At 61.0% G+C, this 16,469-nt stretch carries 14 protein-coding genes; 9 read left to right on the forward strand and 5 right to left on the reverse strand.

Features of this window, described 5'->3' with window-relative positions:
* Positions 1-75: 75 nt before the first annotated feature.
* The 3 genes from N2A98_RS14500 to rpiB all read right to left on the reverse strand — a co-directional run bounded on the left by N2A98_RS14500 (position 76) and on the right by rpiB (position 3,556).
* Complete coding sequence (locus tag N2A98_RS14500) at positions 76-1,644, reverse strand: TerC family protein (RefSeq protein ID WP_275622189.1); 1,569 nt, start codon at positions 1,642-1,644, stop codon at positions 76-78.
* A 406-nt stretch (positions 1,645-2,050) separates the two neighbouring features.
* Positions 2,051-3,031: a sugar-binding transcriptional regulator gene (locus N2A98_RS14505; protein WP_005788844.1), complete on the reverse strand. Its 981-nt coding sequence runs from the start codon at positions 3,029-3,031 to the stop codon at positions 2,051-2,053.
* A 63-nt stretch (positions 3,032-3,094) separates the two neighbouring features.
* Positions 3,095-3,556: a ribose 5-phosphate isomerase B gene (rpiB, locus tag N2A98_RS14510; RefSeq protein WP_044274312.1), complete on the reverse strand. Its 462-nt coding sequence runs from the start codon at positions 3,554-3,556 to the stop codon at positions 3,095-3,097.
* Positions 3,557-3,818: 262 nt separating this feature from the next.
* Between rpiB and N2A98_RS14515 the strand changes: the two genes are divergently transcribed.
* The 7 genes from N2A98_RS14515 to dhaL all read left to right on the forward strand — a co-directional run bounded on the left by N2A98_RS14515 (position 3,819) and on the right by dhaL (position 11,181).
* Entirely contained in the window at positions 3,819-5,306 is a 1,488-nt protein-coding gene (locus tag N2A98_RS14515; protein ID WP_044274314.1) for a sugar ABC transporter ATP-binding protein, read from the forward strand.
* On the forward strand, positions 5,303-6,280 hold the full coding sequence (locus N2A98_RS14520; protein WP_003191840.1) for an ABC transporter permease: 978 nt from the start codon (positions 5,303-5,305) through the stop codon (positions 6,278-6,280). Before N2A98_RS14515 ends, N2A98_RS14520 begins: the two co-directional genes overlap by 4 nt.
* 34 nt (positions 6,281-6,314) lie before the next feature.
* Positions 6,315-7,322, forward strand: coding sequence for a substrate-binding domain-containing protein (locus N2A98_RS14525; RefSeq protein WP_056788110.1), 1,008 nt, complete (start codon positions 6,315-6,317; stop codon positions 7,320-7,322).
* 153 nt (positions 7,323-7,475) lie between these two features.
* Positions 7,476-8,231, forward strand: coding sequence for an SDR family oxidoreductase (locus N2A98_RS14530; RefSeq protein WP_125970192.1), 756 nt, complete (start codon positions 7,476-7,478; stop codon positions 8,229-8,231).
* Between the two features lie 27 nt (positions 8,232-8,258).
* Positions 8,259-9,374: an alcohol dehydrogenase catalytic domain-containing protein gene (locus tag N2A98_RS14535; RefSeq protein ID WP_032876099.1), complete on the forward strand. Its 1,116-nt coding sequence runs from the start codon at positions 8,259-8,261 to the stop codon at positions 9,372-9,374.
* Between the two features lie 157 nt (positions 9,375-9,531).
* Positions 9,532-10,533 (forward strand): dihydroxyacetone kinase subunit DhaK, encoded by a 1,002-nt coding sequence (locus N2A98_RS14540; RefSeq protein ID WP_275622190.1) that lies wholly within the window; start codon positions 9,532-9,534, stop codon positions 10,531-10,533.
* A gap of 3 nt (positions 10,534-10,536) precedes the next feature.
* Positions 10,537-11,181: a dihydroxyacetone kinase subunit DhaL gene (gene dhaL / locus N2A98_RS14545; RefSeq protein ID WP_044274324.1), complete on the forward strand. Its 645-nt coding sequence runs from the start codon at positions 10,537-10,539 to the stop codon at positions 11,179-11,181.
* Positions 11,182-11,314: 133 nt separating this feature from the next.
* Here dhaL and sohB read toward each other — a convergent pair whose 3' ends face one another.
* The gene (sohB, locus tag N2A98_RS14550) at positions 11,315-12,340 is read right to left on the reverse strand and encodes a protease SohB (protein ID WP_032896860.1); all 1,026 of its coding nucleotides are present in this window, start codon (positions 12,338-12,340) and stop codon (positions 11,315-11,317) included.
* A gap of 194 nt (positions 12,341-12,534) precedes the next feature.
* On the opposite strand from sohB, the gene N2A98_RS14555 reads away from it, so the two are divergent.
* Both N2A98_RS14555 and N2A98_RS14560 read left to right on the forward strand, forming a co-directional pair.
* Positions 12,535-13,245 (forward strand): histidine phosphatase family protein, encoded by a 711-nt coding sequence (locus N2A98_RS14555; RefSeq protein ID WP_044274326.1) that lies wholly within the window; start codon positions 12,535-12,537, stop codon positions 13,243-13,245.
* A gap of 56 nt (positions 13,246-13,301) precedes the next feature.
* The gene (locus tag N2A98_RS14560; RefSeq protein ID WP_275622191.1) at positions 13,302-13,616 is read left to right on the forward strand and encodes an SCP2 sterol-binding domain-containing protein; all 315 of its coding nucleotides are present in this window, start codon (positions 13,302-13,304) and stop codon (positions 13,614-13,616) included.
* A 128-nt stretch (positions 13,617-13,744) separates the two neighbouring features.
* Here the strand turns inward: N2A98_RS14560 and N2A98_RS14565 are convergent, their stop codons facing one another.
* Positions 13,745-16,381: a glucosidase gene (locus tag N2A98_RS14565; protein ID WP_275622192.1), complete on the reverse strand. Its 2,637-nt coding sequence runs from the start codon at positions 16,379-16,381 to the stop codon at positions 13,745-13,747.
* Between the last annotated feature and the right edge of the window lie 88 nt (positions 16,382-16,469).

Genomic DNA, 16,469 nt, shown 5'->3' on the forward strand with positions numbered 1-16,469 from the left:
TGAATGGCGCCCGGGTAGAAAAATTCAAAGGCTTCGGCCCTCTGGAAGAGCAAGCGCCGTTTGTGCAGGACATTTTCAGTCGTTATGACCCGCGCCAGGGCGCAAATGCACCTGCGTCACTCGACGCTCCTCTACCTCAGCCACCGTCAAACGCCAGCCTTCATGCTCCAGGCTATCGCCCACCACCGGCAGGCGATCGAGCAGGCTCATCACCAAACCCGCCAAGGTCTGATAATCCTCAGTCGCCATCGCCTTGAAGCCCGTGCGCTGACGCACCAGGTTAAGGTTCAAGGCACCATTGGCACGGAAACCGTCGCCGTCCTCGACAATGTCCGGCCCTTCGATTTCGCTGGCATCGGGCAATTCACCGGCGATGGATTCCAGGATATCCGTCATGCTCAACACGCCCATGAAGTCACCGAATTCGTTGATCACGAAGGCGATGTGGGTGGACTCCTGGCGCATCTGCTCCAAGGCATTGAGGATCGAAAAACTGTCCAGCAGGTTGATCGCACGACGCGCCAGGTGTTCCAGGTTCGGCTCGTTGCCGGACAGGTACTCCTTGAGCAGTTCCTTCTTGTGCACAAAACCCAGGGGCTCATCCACTGCACCGTTACGGATCAACGGCAGACGCGAGTAGGACGAATGCATCAGTTTCAGACGGATTGTCTCGGGGTCGTCCGCCAGGTCGATGCAGTCAACCTTGGCCCTTGGGGTCATCAGGGTGCGAATCGGCCGCTCGGCCAGTTGCAGCACGCCGCTGATCATCACCCGTTCACGTCGGTCAAACAGCGGGCCCTGGGCAGCATCCGGCTCGCCCAACAGGTCAGCCACTTCTTCACCCACCTCTTCCACCGCCAGGCTACGGCCACCCAACAAGCGCATCACCGCATGGGCGGTACGCTCACGCACTGGCAACACACCCTGGGCCGATTTCTTGCGACGGGCGCGGGCGATCTGGTTGAACACCTCGATCAGAATCGAGAAACCAATGGCCGCGTACAGGTAGCCTTTGGGAATATGGAAGCCCAGGCCTTCGGCGGTCAGGGCGAAACCGATCATCATCAAGAAGCCCAGGCACAGCATGATCACGGTCGGGTGCGCATTGACGAAACGGGTCAGCGGCTTGCTCGCCACGATCATCAGGCCGATGGACACGATCACCGCGATCATCATCACCGCCAGCTCGTCGACCATGCCCACGGCGGTGATCACCGCGTCGAGGGAGAACACCGCATCCAGCACCACGATCTGCGCGACGATCGGCCAGAACATTGCGTAAGCCACGTTGCCCTTGTGCTGCGCCACATGGCCTTCAAGGCGTTCATGCAACTCCATGGTGGCCTTGAACAGCAGGAATATACCGCCGAACAGCATGATCAGGTCACGGCCGGAGAAGCTCTTGTCGAACACCTCGAACAGCGGCTGGGTCAGGGTCACCAGCCAGGAAATACTCGCCAACAGGCCCAGGCGCATCAACAACGCCAGGGACAAGCCGATCAACCGCGCACGGTCACGCTGCTCCGGTGGCAACTTGTCCGCCAGGATCGCGATAAACACCAGGTTGTCGATACCCAGCACCAGTTCCAGCACAATCAAGGTCGCAAGGCCAAGCCAGGCCGTGGGATCCGCTAACCATTCCATTTATAAATTCTCTGTCTTTAAAGGGTTCAGAACGCCGGGCACGGCAAAGTGCGGTCAGAAGACCGGGACAAGGTTAGTTGACGGAATACGGGGTGCTTGAGCGGGAACAGCGACAGCGGTGGTCTTGGGGAAAGACGACTGGGAGGCTCCGAGAGGGTGTTCATGCAAGTCCTGAGATGACAAAAGGACTTGAATCCTACATTCGAAATACAAATTTCCCACAGCGCAAAACTATTACAAAACCTGTATTTCAGGCTGAGATAAAACTCCTGTGGGGCGGGCTTGTGTGGGAGCGGGCTTGCTCGCGAATGCGGTGGTCCAGTCAAAGATTCAGTGACTGACACTCCGCTTTCGCGAGCAAGCCCGCTCCCACACAACCCCCTCCCACATTCTGATCTCTGTTGAGTCAGGATTTACGAGTGGCATCATCCAGCGCCAGGATGGTGTGGGCATTAGTGACCGTGGTCGCCAGCGTATTGATCACTCCCGAGCGCAACGCCCCCAAAGTCGCCGCCGCCTTGGTGTTCTCACTGGCAATCGCCACCACATCCGGGATGCGAAACAGCTCCTGCACCGTCAACCCAATCACGCGCCCTTGAATGGCGTTGACCGCCGGCTGGCCGTGAATGTCGATAAAGTCATAGCCCATCATGTCGCCCACGGTGCCAGACAAACGCGCCTGGGCGATTTCCTGGGGCGAGAACCAGCCCATGCGCACCATGTTGCTGTTCTCGCTCATGTCGCCGATGCCGATCAGGGCAATATCGGCACGCCGGGCGCGGTCAAGGGTCGAACGCACCGTATCGTTGTTGATCAGCACCCCACGCAGCTCCGGGTTGGCCACCAGCGCCGGGGCGTAGAGGCTTTCACTCTCGCCACCAAAGCGCAGGGCCAGGCGTCGGCAGATGTGGTCAGGGTTCATGTACTCGCCAGCCTTGAGCGAACCGCCGATGGCGCACACGAAGGTGCAGTTGCGGGTCACCGGCAGAAACACGTTGTCGGCCACCGCGCCGACGTTACGGCCCATGCCCACGGCCACGATCATGCCGTCGCCCAGGGTCTTGTTGAGGTAGTTGGCCACCAGGCTGGCGACCGCCGAGCGCTGGGTGTCGGGGTCGCTGTGGTCGACGGCGATCAAGGCGCGGTCAAGCTTGAAGCGCTCTACCAACGCCCGCTCCAGCTCGTTGTTCATCGCCGGATGCTGCAACACGCGCACCTCGACAATCCCTTCATCGCGCGCACGCTTGAGCAGGCGGCTGACTTTGGCCCGCGACAGGTCAAAGCGCTTGGCAATGGCCTCCTGAGTGACGTTCTCAAGGTAATAGAGCATCGCCACTTCGGTCATCTGATCGATATCACTGGCCATGCGCTGGGTACTGTCACTCATGGGGACGGGCTTCCGTTTCGGCGTCAAAGGCGCATTCTCCCGACTCTTGCCCTGCGCCGTCCACTACTGATGCCCATCACGCTCGATCGCATTGATGCGCTCGACCTTGGCCCCGGACCGCGCCGCTTCGAACTCCGAGGCCAAAAACGCACTGACGATACTTTTGGCCAACTCCGCGCCGATGACCCGCGCACCGATGGAGAGGATTTGCGCATCGTTGCTCTTGCGCGCGCGCTCCGCCGAATAGGTGTCATGGGCCTGGGCCGCACGAATGCCCAGCACCTTATTGGCCGAGATGGCCATGCCAATCCCGGTGCCGCACACCAGCACACCGAGGCGCTGTTGCCCGGCATTGATGGCCGTGGCCACGGCCAGGGCGATGTCCGGGTACAGCACCGGCGCCATGGAATGCGTACCGAAGTCGGTCACCGGGTATCCCAACCCCTCGATATGGCGCTTCAACAGCTCTTTGAGCTCAAAACCCGCTTCATCACATCCGATAGCCACCGGGAAAGGTGTGTTCATAGCGCTTGGCTCCACTGATCAAATGATCACTTAGTGAAATAACTCTCACGCATTTCGCAAGCATTCACCCCTTCATGTCAAGCGAGATTTAGCTGACCCGCCAGTCAAAGCCCTATATAACGGCAATCAACGGCTCGAAGATGAGAATCACACCTTTTAAATGAAAGAGATTGACTGATCAGAATTTCATTTGATACACATATGATCACAGCGAAACATGACTGTGCGACCTAATAAGAATTCACAGCACGAGGACACGCCGATGGCCACGCCATTACTGCTCCAGGCTGAACATGTCGCCAAGGCTTATGCCGGGGTGCCCGCCCTGCGTGACGGGCGCCTTGCCCTGCGCGCCGGTAGCGTCCACGCCCTGTGCGGCGGCAATGGCGCCGGCAAGTCGACTTTCCTGAGCATCCTGATGGGCATCACCCAGCGTGACGCTGGCAGCATCCTGCTCAACGGCGCACCGGTGCAGTTCAATCGCCCAAGTGAAGCCTTGGCGGCGGGGATCGCGATGATCACCCAGGAGCTCGAACCCATCCCCTACATGACCGTCGCCGAAAACATCTGGCTGGGCCGCGAACCGCGCCGCGCCGGTTGCATCGTCGACAGCAAGGCCCTCAACCGCCGCACCCGCGAACTGCTCGAAAGCCTGGAGTTCGACGTCGACGCCACCAGCCCCATGCACCGCCTGAGCGTGGCGCAGATGCAACTGGTGGAAATCGCCAAGGCGTTCAGCCATGACTGCCAGGTGATGATCATGGACGAGCCCACCTCGGCCATCGGCGAGCGCGAGGCCGAAACCCTGTTCAAGGCCATTCGCCGCCTTACCGCGCGCGGTGCCGGCATCGTGTACGTGTCCCATCGACTGAGCGAACTGGCGCAGATCGCCGATGACTACAGCATCTTCCGCGATGGCGCCTTTGTGGAAAGCGGGCGCATGGCCGATATCGACCGCGACCACCTGGTGCGCGGCATTGTCGGCCAGGAACTGACGCGCATCGACCACAAGGTCGGCCGCGAATGTGCGGCCAGCACCTGCCTGCAAGTCGATAACCTGAGCCGCAACGGCGAGTTCCACGACATCAGCCTGCAACTGCGCCGTGGCGAGATCCTCGGCATTTATGGGCTGATGGGTTCCGGGCGCAGTGAATTCCTCAATTGCATCTACGGCCTGACCGTGGCGGATTCCGGCAGCGTTACCTTGCAAGGCAAACCCATGCCCATCGGCCAGCCCAAGGCAACCATCGACGCCGGCATGTCGCTGGTCACCGAAGACCGCAAGGACAGCGGCCTGGTGCTGACCGGCAGCATCCTGTCCAACATTGCACTGTCGGCCTATAAGCGCCTGTCGAGTTGGTCGCTGATCAACGCACGCAAGGAAGCGCAACTGGCCGAAGACATGGTCAAGCGCCTGCAGATCAAGACCAGCTCCCTGGAGCTGCCGGTGGCGTCCATGAGCGGCGGCAACCAGCAAAAGGTGGTGCTCGCCAAATGCCTGTCCACCGAGCCGGTGTGCCTGCTCTGCGATGAACCCACCCGCGGCATCGACGAAGGCGCCAAACAGGAGATCTACCACCTGCTCGACCAGTTCGTGCGCGCCGGCGGCGCAGCCATCGTGGTGTCGTCGGAAGCCCCGGAGCTGCTGCACTTGAGCGATCGCATCGCCGTCTTCAAAGGCGGCCGGCTGGTCACCGTCAGCACCGACACCGCCCTTTCCCAGGAAGCCTTGTTGAGTCTTGCCTCATGAATGCCAAAACCATCGTCGCCCCCGTTACCGCCGCGCCGCGCAACCGCCTGCGCCTGTCCCTCGACCGCTTCGGCCTGCCGCTGGTGTTTATCCTGCTGTGCGTGGTGATGGCGTTTTCCAGCGAATATTTCATGACCTGGCGCAACTGGATGGACATCCTGCGCCAGACCTCCATCAACGGCATTCTCGCCGTTGGCATGACCTACGTGATCCTGACCAAGGGCATCGACCTGTCGGTGGGGTCGATTCTGGCGTTCGCCGGTTTGTGCAGCGCCATGGTCGCCACCCAGGGTTACGGCCTGTTGGCGGCGGTCAGCGCGGGGATGTTTGCCGGCGCGATGCTCGGGGTGGTCAATGGTTTTATGATCGCCAACCTGTCGATCCCGCCGTTTGTGGCCACCCTCGGCATGCTCAGCATCGCCCGGGGCATGACCTTTATTCTCAACGACGGCAGCCCGATCACCGACCTGCCCGACACCTACCTGGCCCTGGGCATCGGCAAGGTCGGCCCGGTGGGCGTGCCGATCATTATCTTCGCCGTGGTCGCGCTGATTTTCTGGATGGTGCTGCGCTACACAACCTATGGCCGTTATGTGTACGCGGTGGGCGGCAATGAAAAAAGCGCGCGCACCTCCGGCATTGGCGTGCGCAAAGTGATGTTCTCGGTGTACGTGGTCTCGGGCCTGCTCGCCGGGTTGGCCGGCGTGGTGCTGTCGGCACGCACCACCTCAGCCCTGCCCCAGGCCGGGGTTTCCTATGAGCTGGACGCGATTGCCGCAGTGGTGATCGGCGGCACCAGCCTGTCGGGCGGTACCGGCAGCATTGTCGGCACCTTGTTCGGGGCACTGTTGATCGGCGTGATCAACAACGGCCTGAACCTGCTCGGCGTGTCCTCCTATTACCAGCAGGTCGCCAAGGGCCTGATCATCGTGTTCGCAGTCCTGATCGACGTGTGGCGCAAGAAGAAACGCTGAAGAACGACCCATAACAATAACCGGAGTTCTACTTATGAAACTGGGTACCACCCTGGCCGCCGCGGCGGCCCTCTCCCTGCTCGCCAGCAGCATCGCCCTGGCCGCCGATGGCAAGCCCTACAAGATCGGCGCAGCCGTCTATGGCCTCAAGGGCCAGTTCATGCAGAACTGGGTCCGCGAGCTCAAAGAACACCCGGCGGTCAAGGATGGCACCGTGCAGTTGACCGTGTTCGACGGCAACTACGACGCCCTGACCCAGAACAACCAGATCGAAAACATGGTGACCCAACGCTACGACGCGATCCTGTTCGTGCCGATTGATACCAAGGCCGGCGTTGGCACCGTCAAGGCCGCCATGAGCAACGACGTGGTGGTCATCGCCTCCAATACGAAAGTAGCCGATGCCAGCGTGCCGTATGTGGGTAACGACGACGTGGAAGGTGGCCGCCTGCAGGCCCAGGCCATGGTCGACAAACTCAATGGCAAGGGCAACGTGGTGATCATCCAGGGCCCGATTGGCCAGTCAGCCCAGATCGACCGGGAAAAAGGCGAGCTGGAAGTGCTGGGCAAACACCCGGACATCAAGATCATCGAAAAGAAAACCGCCAACTGGGACCGCGCCCAGGCCATGACCCTCACCGAAGACTGGCTCAACGCCCACCCCAAAGGCATCAACGGTGTGATCGCTCAGAACGACGACATGGCCCTGGGCGCCGTACAGGCCCTCAAGTCCCATGGCCTTACGTCCAAGGACGTGCCCGTCACCTCCATCGACGGCATGCCGGATGCGATCCAGGCGGCGAAAAAGGACGAAGTCACCACCTTCCTGCAGGACGCCCAGGCCCAGTCCCAAGGCGCGCTGGACGTGGCACTGCGCGCCCTGGCCGGCAAGGACTACAAGCCGCAATCGGTGATTTGGGAGCGCTATGCCAAGGATGTGAAATGGGCCGACGGCACGGCCAAGAACTACATCCTGCCCTGGGTGCCGGTGACCAATGCCAATGCGGATGCGCTGTACAAGCAAGTCAGCGGCGGTAAGTAGTCAGTGGCTTGAAACACAGTCAACTGTGGGAGCTGGCTTGCCTGCGATGCGGGCACCTCGGTACATCAGGTAGACCGGGTCGATGCAATCGCAGGCAAGCCAGCTCCCACATTGGACCGCGTTCTACCTTTTGATCTGTAACGGGAGTTACTCATGTCTGGTTTCTGGAACCAAGCCTTCGACCTCAGCGGTCGTTGCGCGGTGATCACTGGTGGCGCCGCCGGCATCGGCCTGGCCTGCGCCACCTTGCTGGCGGAACGCGGCGCCCGGGTGGCGCTGCTGGACCGCGACGCGGCCGTGGTCGAGGTGGCCGCTAGCCTGGGTGCCGGGCACCTGGGCATTGCCGTCGACCTCGGCCAGGTCGGCCAGATACAACCCACCATCGACCGTGTATTCGCGAATTTCCAACGCCTGGATTACCTGATCAACAGTGCCGGTGTAGTGCTGCTGGACAAGGCCATCGAGGTCAGCGAAAGCGCCTGGGACACCACCCTGGACATCAACCTCAAGGCCAGTTTCTTCGTGGCCCAGGCCTGTGCCAGACATATGCTCGCCCAAGGCAGCGGGCGCATCGTCAACCTGGCGTCCCAGGCCGCCGTGATTGGCCTGGACCGTCACGTCGCCTACTGCGCCAGCAAAGCCGCGATCGTCGGCATGACCAAAGTGTTGGCCATGGAGTGGGCGCCGCAGGTGAACGTCAACGCCATCTCCCCCACCATCGTCGAAACCGCCCTGGGCAAAAAAGCCTGGGCCGGCGAGGTGGGTGAACGGGCCAAATTGCAGATCCCGGCGGGGCGCTTTGCCCAGCCGGAAGAAATCGCCGGGCTGGCGCTGTACCTGCTCAGCGATGCCGCGCAGATGATCACCGGTGCCAACATGGTGATCGACGGCGGCTACAGCATTCAGTAATTCATCGTTATGTCGTGAGGTTTTGTCATGTCCACCGTCACCGAACGCACACCTGAACAACTCGCCCCAAGCATCCCGAAAACCATGCAGGCCGTGGTCTGCCACGGCCCGGAAGACTACCGCCTGGAAACCGTCGACGTGCCCACCCCCGGCCCCGACGAGATCCTCACCAAGGTCGAGCTGTGCGGCATTTGCATGGGCGATATCAAGACCTATCGCGGCGCGCCGTCGTTCTGGGGCGATGCCGAGCAACCGCGCTACGTGAAACCACCGATGATCCCCGGCCATGAGTTCGTGTGCCGCGTGGTCGCCCTTGGACCAGGCGCCGAGAAGCGTGGCGTGGCCGTGGGTGACCGGGTGATCTCCGAGCAGATCGTGCCGTGCTGGGGCTGCCGCTTCTGTAACCACGGCCAGTACTGGATGTGCCAGAAGCACGACCTGTATGGCTTCCAGAACAATGTGCAGGGCGCCATGGCCCAATACATGATCTTCACCAAGGAAGGCATCATCCACAAAGTGCCGGAATCCATCGCCCCCGATGAAGCGATCCTGATCGAACCCTTGGCCTGCTCGCTGCACGCAGCGGAGCGCGCCAACGTCGACCATGACGACATCGTGGTGGTTGCCGGCGCCGGCACCCTGGGCCTTGGCATCATCGGTGCGGTGCGGTTGCGCAACCCCAAAAAGCTCATCGTGCTGGACATGAAACCCGAACGCGCCGCCCTCGCCCTGCGGATGGGCGCCGACGAAGTGTGGAACCCGGCCGAAGTCGATGTGTTGGCGAAGATCCGCGAGATCACCGATGGCTACGGCTGCGACATCTATATCGAAGCGACCGGGCACCACAAGGCGGTGAACCAGGGCCTGGCAATGCTGCGCAAGCTGGGACGCTTTGTGGAATTCAGCGTATTCAATGACGAGGCTACGGTGGATTGGTCGATCATCGGCGACCGCAAGGAGCTGGATATTCTCGGCTCGCACCTGGGGCCGTATATGTACCCCAGGGCCATCGACTTTATCGGCAACCGCAAGATCGACATGCGCGACGTGGTGACCCACAAGTTTGCGCTGGCGGATTTCAAGGAGGCGTTTGCGGTGATGGAGCGCGGCGATAAATCGCTGAAGGTTGTGCTCGAACCCTGATTGCAGCGACAACACACAACCCTGTGGGAGCTGGCTTGCCTGCGATGACGGTGCACCAGGTAAAAATGCGCCAACTGACACACCGCCATCGCAGGCAAGCCAGCTCCCACAGGGGAATAGTGCCGCCCCTTAGAACAAGAACACAGGAACCCGCGTTATGAATCGAGTCATCAACGATCCCGACCAAGTGGTCGAAGACATGCTGCGCGGCATCCTGGTCGCGCACCCTGAACTGCGTCAGTACGAAACCAACCCACGGGTCATCGTCAAGGCCAGGCCATCCGCCCAAGGCCGCGTTGGCATTGTCACCGGCGGCGGCTCCGGGCATGAGCCGGCGTTTCTCGGTTATGTAGGCCCAGGCCTGGTGGATGCGGTGGCCGTCGGCGAGATTTTTTCCTCGCCCACCGCCAAAAGCTTTTTCGACGCCTTCCGCGCTGCCGACCATGGTGCAGGCGTTGCCTGCCTGTATGGCAACTACGCGGGCGACAACATGAACGTGAAGCTGGCGATGAAAATGGCCGCCAGCAAAGACATGCGCATCCGTACGGTGGTCGCCAACGACGACGTGGCGTCCGCGCCCAAGGCCGACATCGCCAAGCGTCGCGGCGTGGCCGGGGAGATCTTCATGTGGAAGATCGGCGGTGCCGCCGCTGCCCAGCATTACGACCTGGACGGCGTGATTCGGGTGGCACAGAAAACCGTCGACCACTGCCGCTCGATTGGTATCGGCCTTACACCGTGCACCATCGCCGCGGTGGGCAAGCCCAACTTTCAGATTCCCGACGGCCAGATGGAATTGGGTATCGGCCATCATGGCGAGCCGGGCATTGAAGTCGTCCCGATTGAGCCGGCCGCCGCCATGGCCGAGCGCATGCTGGCGCCGATCCTCGCCGACCGCGATTTCAACCAGGACGACAGCGTGGTGGTGCTGGTCTCAGGCCTGGGCGCCACCCCGGTGATGGAGTTGTATATTTTCTACGCAGAGGTGGAAAAACAGCTCAAGGCCAAAGGTTTGAAGATTCACCGTTGCTACGTGGGCAACTACTTCACGTCCCTGGAGATGATGGGCGTGACCTTGACCCTGCTCGGCCTCGACGCCGAGCTGAAAACCCTGATCGACCAACCCTGCCGCTCCATCGGCATGACCCAGGCGGAGTGAACCATGAGCCAGCATTTTTCCACCCATGACGGCAGCGCCATCGTCGCCGACCTGGTCAGCGTGATCGTGGCCAACCGTGAGTACCTCAGCGAAGTCGACGGCGCCATAGGCGACGGCGACCATGGCATCAACATGGCCAAGGGCTTTGCCCATTGCGGCCGCACGATCCAAGGCCGCCAACTGACCCTGGCCGAAGCCCTGGACGAACTGACCCTGAGCCTGATGGAAGGCATCGGCGGCTCCATGGGGCCGTTGTATGGCAGCCTGTTTATCGGCATGGCCGACGAAGTGCGCGGCCGTGAAGACATCGACGCCGCCACCTTTGCTCACCTGCTGCGCGGCGGCTTGACCTCGTTGCAGGACATCACCGAAGCGGGCGTGGGCGACAAGTGCTTGATGGATACGTTGATCCCGGCGGTGGAGGCTTTTGAACGGGCGCAGGCGTCGGGAGCGTCGTTCAACGATGCGCTCGAAGCGATGAAAAGCGCTGCTTCTCAGGGGCGGGATTCGACGAAGGACCTGGTGGCCAAGATTGGCCGGGCCAGTCGTTTGGGTGAGCGTTCGCTGGGGGTGCTGGATGCGGGGGCGGTGTCGTGCTGCCTGATCCTTACGCAGTTGGCGGACTCGATTAAACCCCGTTTGACCTGACATGGCCGAAAACCAATGTGGGAGCGGGCTTGCTCGCGAATGCGGAGTGTCAGCCAGCAAATCTATTGACTGATATACCGCATTCGCGAGCAAGCCCGCTCCCACAAGGGATTACCTGGTTTTCAGTACTGGCTTACCAGAACCGCTGCTGGGTCAAGCGGCTCCACCAAGTCAACAGCACCCGGTCCACCGAACCGCTGGCCGCCAGGCCAACGCGCTCTTGCAGGCTCTTACGCTCGGCATAGTGCAGGTGGAACACTTCGGCAGTTTTTGCCTTGGTCGCCAGGTATTCGTCGCTGGTTTGCAGCTCATCGACCAGTTGCTTGTCGAGGGCGGCGACGCCCAGCCACACTTCACCGGTCGCCACCTCGTCAATCGCCAACTGTGGGCGGTAACGCGAAACGAAGTTCTTGAACAACTGGTGGGTAATGTCCAGGTCTTCCTGGAACTTCTCCCGGCCCTTCTCGGTGTTTTCGCCGAACACGGTGAGCGTGCGCTTGTATTCACCGGCCGTCAGCACTTCAAAGTCGATATCGTGCTTTTTCAGCAGGCGATTGACGTTGGGCAACTGCGCCACCACGCCAATGGAGCCGAGAATGGCGAACGGTGCGCTGATGATTTTCTCGCCGATGCACGCCATCATGTAGCCGCCGCTGGCCGCCACTTTGTCGATGCACACCGTCAATGGCACGCCGGCCTGGCGAATACGCGCCAGTTGCGAAGAGGCCAGGCCATAGCTGTGCACCATGCCGCCGCCGCTTTCCAGGCGCAGCACCACTTCGTCCTTGGGCGTGGCCAGGCTCAGCAGTGCGGTGATTTCATGGCGCAGGCTTTCGGTGGCCGAGGCCTTGATGTCGCCGTCGAAATCCAGCACGAATACCCGTGGCTTGGCCTCGGGCTTCTTCTTGTCTTTCTTCTTTTCGGCTTTACTTTCGGACTTGCGCAGGGCCTTGAGCTGGTCTTTGTCGAGCAGGCTCGACTCCAGGCGCTCGCGCAAGCCCTTGTAAAAATCATTCAGCTTGCTGACCTGCAATTGGCCGGCGGATTTACGACGACCTTTGCTGCGCAGTGCTGCAAAGCTGATCAGTACCACCAGAATAGCGACCACCAGGGTGACGGTCTTCGCCAGAAAGCTCGCGTATTCGGCCAGAAAATCCATATGTCTCCTTAAAAAAAGCACTGCGCCAGGCGCGGATGGCCCCAGCATACCGACGCCACCGCGAAGGAGCCAGTGATCAAACCGCCAGCAGGCGGGCTCCAACGCGCTTTTAAAACAAGCGTATGTTTTTTCATTGACAGCTCGCAGGCATCCTCATAACCTCGCCAGACTTTCAACGTACCGGGAAAACGGACGTGGGCAGCATTTATCTGATTCGACATGGCCAGGCCTCCTTCGGTGCAGACGACTATGACGTCCTCTCGCCCGTTGGTGTGGAACAAGCGCAAGTGCTCGGTCGCCACCTGGCAGACCTGGGCATTGCCTTTGACCGCTGCATCGCCGGCGACCTGCGTCGCCAGCAGCACACCGCCAGCGCCACGTTCGATCAGTACCGCGCCCTGGGCTTGCCGGTGCCAGCATTGGAAACAGACAGCGCGTTCAACGAGTTCGACGGCGAAGCGATTATTCGCGGCCTGTTGCCCGACCTGCTCGGCAGTGAACCGGATGCCGTGCACATCCTGCGCAATGGCCCGCAGAACCGCAGCGAGTTCCAGCGCATTTTCGCCCTCATCATCGAACGCTGGCTGGCCGGCACCTATGATCCACCGGGGCTGGAAAGCTGGCTGGGGTTTGTCGAGCGGGTCCAGGGTGGCTTGCAGCGCATCCTTGACGCCGCGAACCACACCGACAAAATCGCCGTATTCACCTCCGGCGGCACCATCACCGCCCTGCTCCACCTGATTACCCGAATGCCTGCCGCCCAGGCCTTCGACATGAACTGGCAAATTGTTAACACCTCGCTCAACCAATTGAAGTTCCGTGGTCGCGAGGTGGCACTGGCTTCCTTCAACAGTCACGCCCACTTGCAACTGTTGAAGGCGCCGCAGCTCATCACTTTCCGATGAACTGCGGCCAACCGTGACCCCAAGGTCACTGGACTCTACCCTTAAGGATCGAAACCATGACTGACGTAGCTCAAGCAGTAGAAGCAATGAAAGCCAAATTCAACCCAGGCGCTTCCGTAGGCTTGGACCTGGTATTCGGTTTCCGTATCGACGACACCAAGAATTTCTCGCTGGTGGTCAAGGACCAGACCTGCGAGCTTAAAGAAGGTGAAAACCCTGACGCTCAGGTCACCCTGGTGATGGACAGCGAGACCCTGGAAGGCATCGTCAGCGGTTCCACCGACGGCATGCAGGCCTTCATGGGCGGCAAGCTGCGCACCGAAGGCGACATGATGCTGGCGATGAAGCTGAGCGAGCTGTTCCCTTCCTGATTCACGGGCAACCCTGAATCCCTGTGGGAGCGGGCTTGCTCGCGAATGCGCAGTGTCAGCTAATGCATCAGGCACTTAACCACCGCATTCGCGAGCAAGCCCGCTCCCACATTTGGTTTGTGGATTGCTCAGGGTTTTGGTTGCAGCAGTAACGCCACCAATGCACTCCAGCCGGTCTGGTGTGAAGCCCCCAACCCTCGCCCTGTCTCCCCATGAAAATACTCATGGAACAACACCAGGTCACGGCTGGCCGGGTCCTCCTGCAACTGCGCATACCCCGCCATCGACGGCCGCACCCCGTTTTCATCCCTGAGAAACAACCGCGTCAGCCGCTCGCTGAGGCTGTCAGCCACCTCCTCCAGTGACGCCAGATACCCACTGCCCGTCGGGTACTCCACGGAAAAATGCTCCGCGTAATAGCGATGAAACTCGCGCAACGATTCAATCAACATGTAGTTCACCGGCATCCACAGCGGCCCGCGCCAATTGGAGTTGCCGCCGTACAAGCGTGAGTCGGATTCACCGGGTTGGTAACTGGCACACAGGGTGTCGCCATTCATCTTCAGCGCCAGGGGCTGCTCAGCGAAGGCCTTGGACAGGGCGCGCACGCCAAAGGCCGACAAGAACTCCTGATCATCCAACATGCGCCGCAGCAAATCCTTGGTGCGTTCACCGCGCAGCAGCGCCAGCAACAGGCGGTTACCCTGCCCCGGCTCGGTCCAGCGCGAAACCAGCCTGGCCAGGTCTGGCCGATGATGCATAAAACCCAGCAGGCGCTCGCGCAGCCCTTCCAGGCCTTCGTGCTCGCGCTGTTCCAGCACCAGCACCGCGAACAGCGGCATTAACCCGACGATGGAGCGCAGGCGCACCGGTTCGCTCTGGCCATCAGGGCGGTGCAGCACGTCGTAGAAAAACTGGTCCTGCTCATCCCACAAGCCTTCGGCGCTGTCATCGACGCGGTTGATGGCGCCTGCGATGTAGAGAAAGTGCTCGAAAAACTTCACAGCAATGTCCACGTACACCGCATTACGCTTGGCCAGCTCCAGGCCGATGCGCATCAGGTCCAGGGCATAGGCCGCCACCCAGGCGGTGCCGTCGGCCTGGTCCAACTGGTAGCCCGGCGGCAACGTGGCCGAACGGTCGAACAAGGCGATGTTGTCCAGGCCCAGGAAACCGCCCTGGAACAGGTTGCGGCCCTCGGCGTCCTTGCGGTTGACCCACCAGGAAAAATTCAACAACAGTTTGTGAAAGATCCGCTCCAGAAAATCCATGTCACCCACGCCGGTCAGCGCCTTGTCCTGCTGATACACGCGCCAGCTGGCCCAGGCATGCACGGGCGGGTTGGCGTCGTCAAAGCGCCATTCATAGGCCGGCAATTGGCCGTTGGGGTGCATGAAGCGGTCCTTTACCAGCAACAACAGCTGTTGCTTGGCGTAACCAGGATCGATCAGCGCGATGGCCACTGCCTGGAAACCTTGATCCCAGGAGGCGTACCACGGGTACTCCCAAGTGTCGGGCATGGAGAGGATGTCGAAGTTGGACAGGTGCCGCCAATGGGTATTGCGGATGTGCAAGCGCTCGGGCGGTGGCGCCGGCTGGGCCGGGTCACCGTCGAGCCACTGGTTCACGTCAAAATAGTACAACTGCTTGGACCACAGCAGGCCTGCCAGGGCCTGGCGTTGCACATTGCGCGCATCGTCATCGGTAAGGCCCTGTTGCAAGACCGCGTAGAAGACATCGGCCTCCTGGCGGCGCTGTTCGAACAGCTTGCGCGCATTGACATCGGGCGAGTCCACAGGCGCAAAGCGCAGGTAAAGGGTTTTGCTTTCCTGGCCCGCCAGTTCAAGGGTGAAATGCGCGGCCACTTTGGTGCCCGCGTCCCGGCGAATGGCCGACTCAACCCCGCCCACCACGTAATCGTTAATGCCATCCTTGAACGGCCCCGGCGCCGGTTGCCCGTCCAGTTTGGGTCGGTTGGTCTGGTTTTCACAGAACAGCCATTGCCCCCCCTCCTGGCCCCAGGCGCTGAGGTGGCGATCATCGAGTTCATGATGACGAGCCAGCACTCGCTCACCGTCCAGCGTCAAGCTGGGCTTGGGTGCATCGAGCGTCCAGCTCCAGTCATTGCGCGCCCAGAGCTGGGGCAGTACCTGCAGGCGTGTGGGTTGGTCCGAACGGTTATGCACGGTGATGCGCATGAAGATATCGTCGGGCTGATGCTTGGCATATTCGACGCAGATGTCGCAGTAGTGGTTGTCTGCAAACACACCGGTATCGAGGATTTCATACTCGGTATCCGTCAACCCACGACGGGCGTTTTCGGCGATCAGGTCGGCGTACGGAAAGGCCGCATGGGGGTATTTGTAGAGCATGCGCATGTAGGCATGGCTCGGCACGCCATCGACGAAAAAGTACAGTTCCTTGACGTCTTCACCGTGGTTGCCTTCGGCGTTGTTGAGGCCGAACAGGCGCTCCTTGAGGATTGCGTCGCGCTCGTTCCACAACGCAAGGCCCAGGCACCAGCGTTGGGCCTTGTCACTGAAACCGGCCAAGCCGTCCTCGCCCCACCGATAGGCGCGGCTGCGTGCATGCTCATGGGGGAAGTAGGCCCAGGCGTCGCCGTCGGCGCTGTAGTCTTCGCGCACCGTGCCCCATTGGCGTTCACTCAAGTACGGGCCCCACTCGCGCCACCGCTCGGCGTGTTGCGTTGCCAGGCGCTGGCCTTCAATGGTGCCCAGCAGGTTGGTTGCGGGTTTGGCCGTCATCGGGTCCTCCTTCACCTACACAGTGAGGCGCAGTGTAGAGCGCAATGACGCCCGCTTGCACATGAAGACTTGGACGCAGGGTCAACTC

The sequence above is a fragment of the Pseudomonas sp. FJ2-5-13 genome (assembly GCF_029201605.1).
Classification (GTDB): domain Bacteria; phylum Pseudomonadota; class Gammaproteobacteria; order Pseudomonadales; family Pseudomonadaceae; genus Aquipseudomonas; species Aquipseudomonas lactis.

What these genes read in the sequence shown, in the direction of transcription:
- N2A98_RS14530 (WP_125970192.1), top strand. Translation starts at nt 7,476, where the DNA reads ATGTCTGGTTTCTGGAACCAAGCCTTCGACCTCAGCGGTCGTTGCGCG.
- sohB (WP_032896860.1), bottom strand. Translation starts at nt 12,340, where the DNA reads ATGGATTTTCTGGCCGAATACGCGAGCTTTCTGGCGAAGACCGTCACC.
- N2A98_RS14525 (WP_056788110.1), top strand. Translation starts at nt 6,315, where the DNA reads ATGAAACTGGGTACCACCCTGGCCGCCGCGGCGGCCCTCTCCCTGCTC.
- N2A98_RS14535 (WP_032876099.1), top strand. Translation starts at nt 8,259, where the DNA reads ATGTCCACCGTCACCGAACGCACACCTGAACAACTCGCCCCAAGCATC.
- N2A98_RS14515 (WP_044274314.1), top strand. Translation starts at nt 3,819, where the DNA reads ATGGCCACGCCATTACTGCTCCAGGCTGAACATGTCGCCAAGGCTTAT.
- N2A98_RS14565 (WP_275622192.1), bottom strand. Translation starts at nt 16,381, where the DNA reads ATGACGGCCAAACCCGCAACCAACCTGCTGGGCACCATTGAAGGCCAG.
- N2A98_RS14505 (WP_005788844.1), bottom strand. Translation starts at nt 3,031, where the DNA reads ATGAGTGACAGTACCCAGCGCATGGCCAGTGATATCGATCAGATGACC.
- N2A98_RS14560 (WP_275622191.1), top strand. Translation starts at nt 13,302, where the DNA reads ATGACTGACGTAGCTCAAGCAGTAGAAGCAATGAAAGCCAAATTCAAC.
- rpiB (WP_044274312.1), bottom strand. Translation starts at nt 3,556, where the DNA reads ATGAACACACCTTTCCCGGTGGCTATCGGATGTGATGAAGCGGGTTTT.
- N2A98_RS14540 (WP_275622190.1), top strand. Translation starts at nt 9,532, where the DNA reads ATGAATCGAGTCATCAACGATCCCGACCAAGTGGTCGAAGACATGCTG.
- N2A98_RS14500 (WP_275622189.1), bottom strand. Translation starts at nt 1,644, where the DNA reads ATGGAATGGTTAGCGGATCCCACGGCCTGGCTTGGCCTTGCGACCTTG.
- dhaL (WP_044274324.1), top strand. Translation starts at nt 10,537, where the DNA reads ATGAGCCAGCATTTTTCCACCCATGACGGCAGCGCCATCGTCGCCGAC.
- N2A98_RS14520 (WP_003191840.1), top strand. Translation starts at nt 5,303, where the DNA reads ATGAATGCCAAAACCATCGTCGCCCCCGTTACCGCCGCGCCGCGCAAC.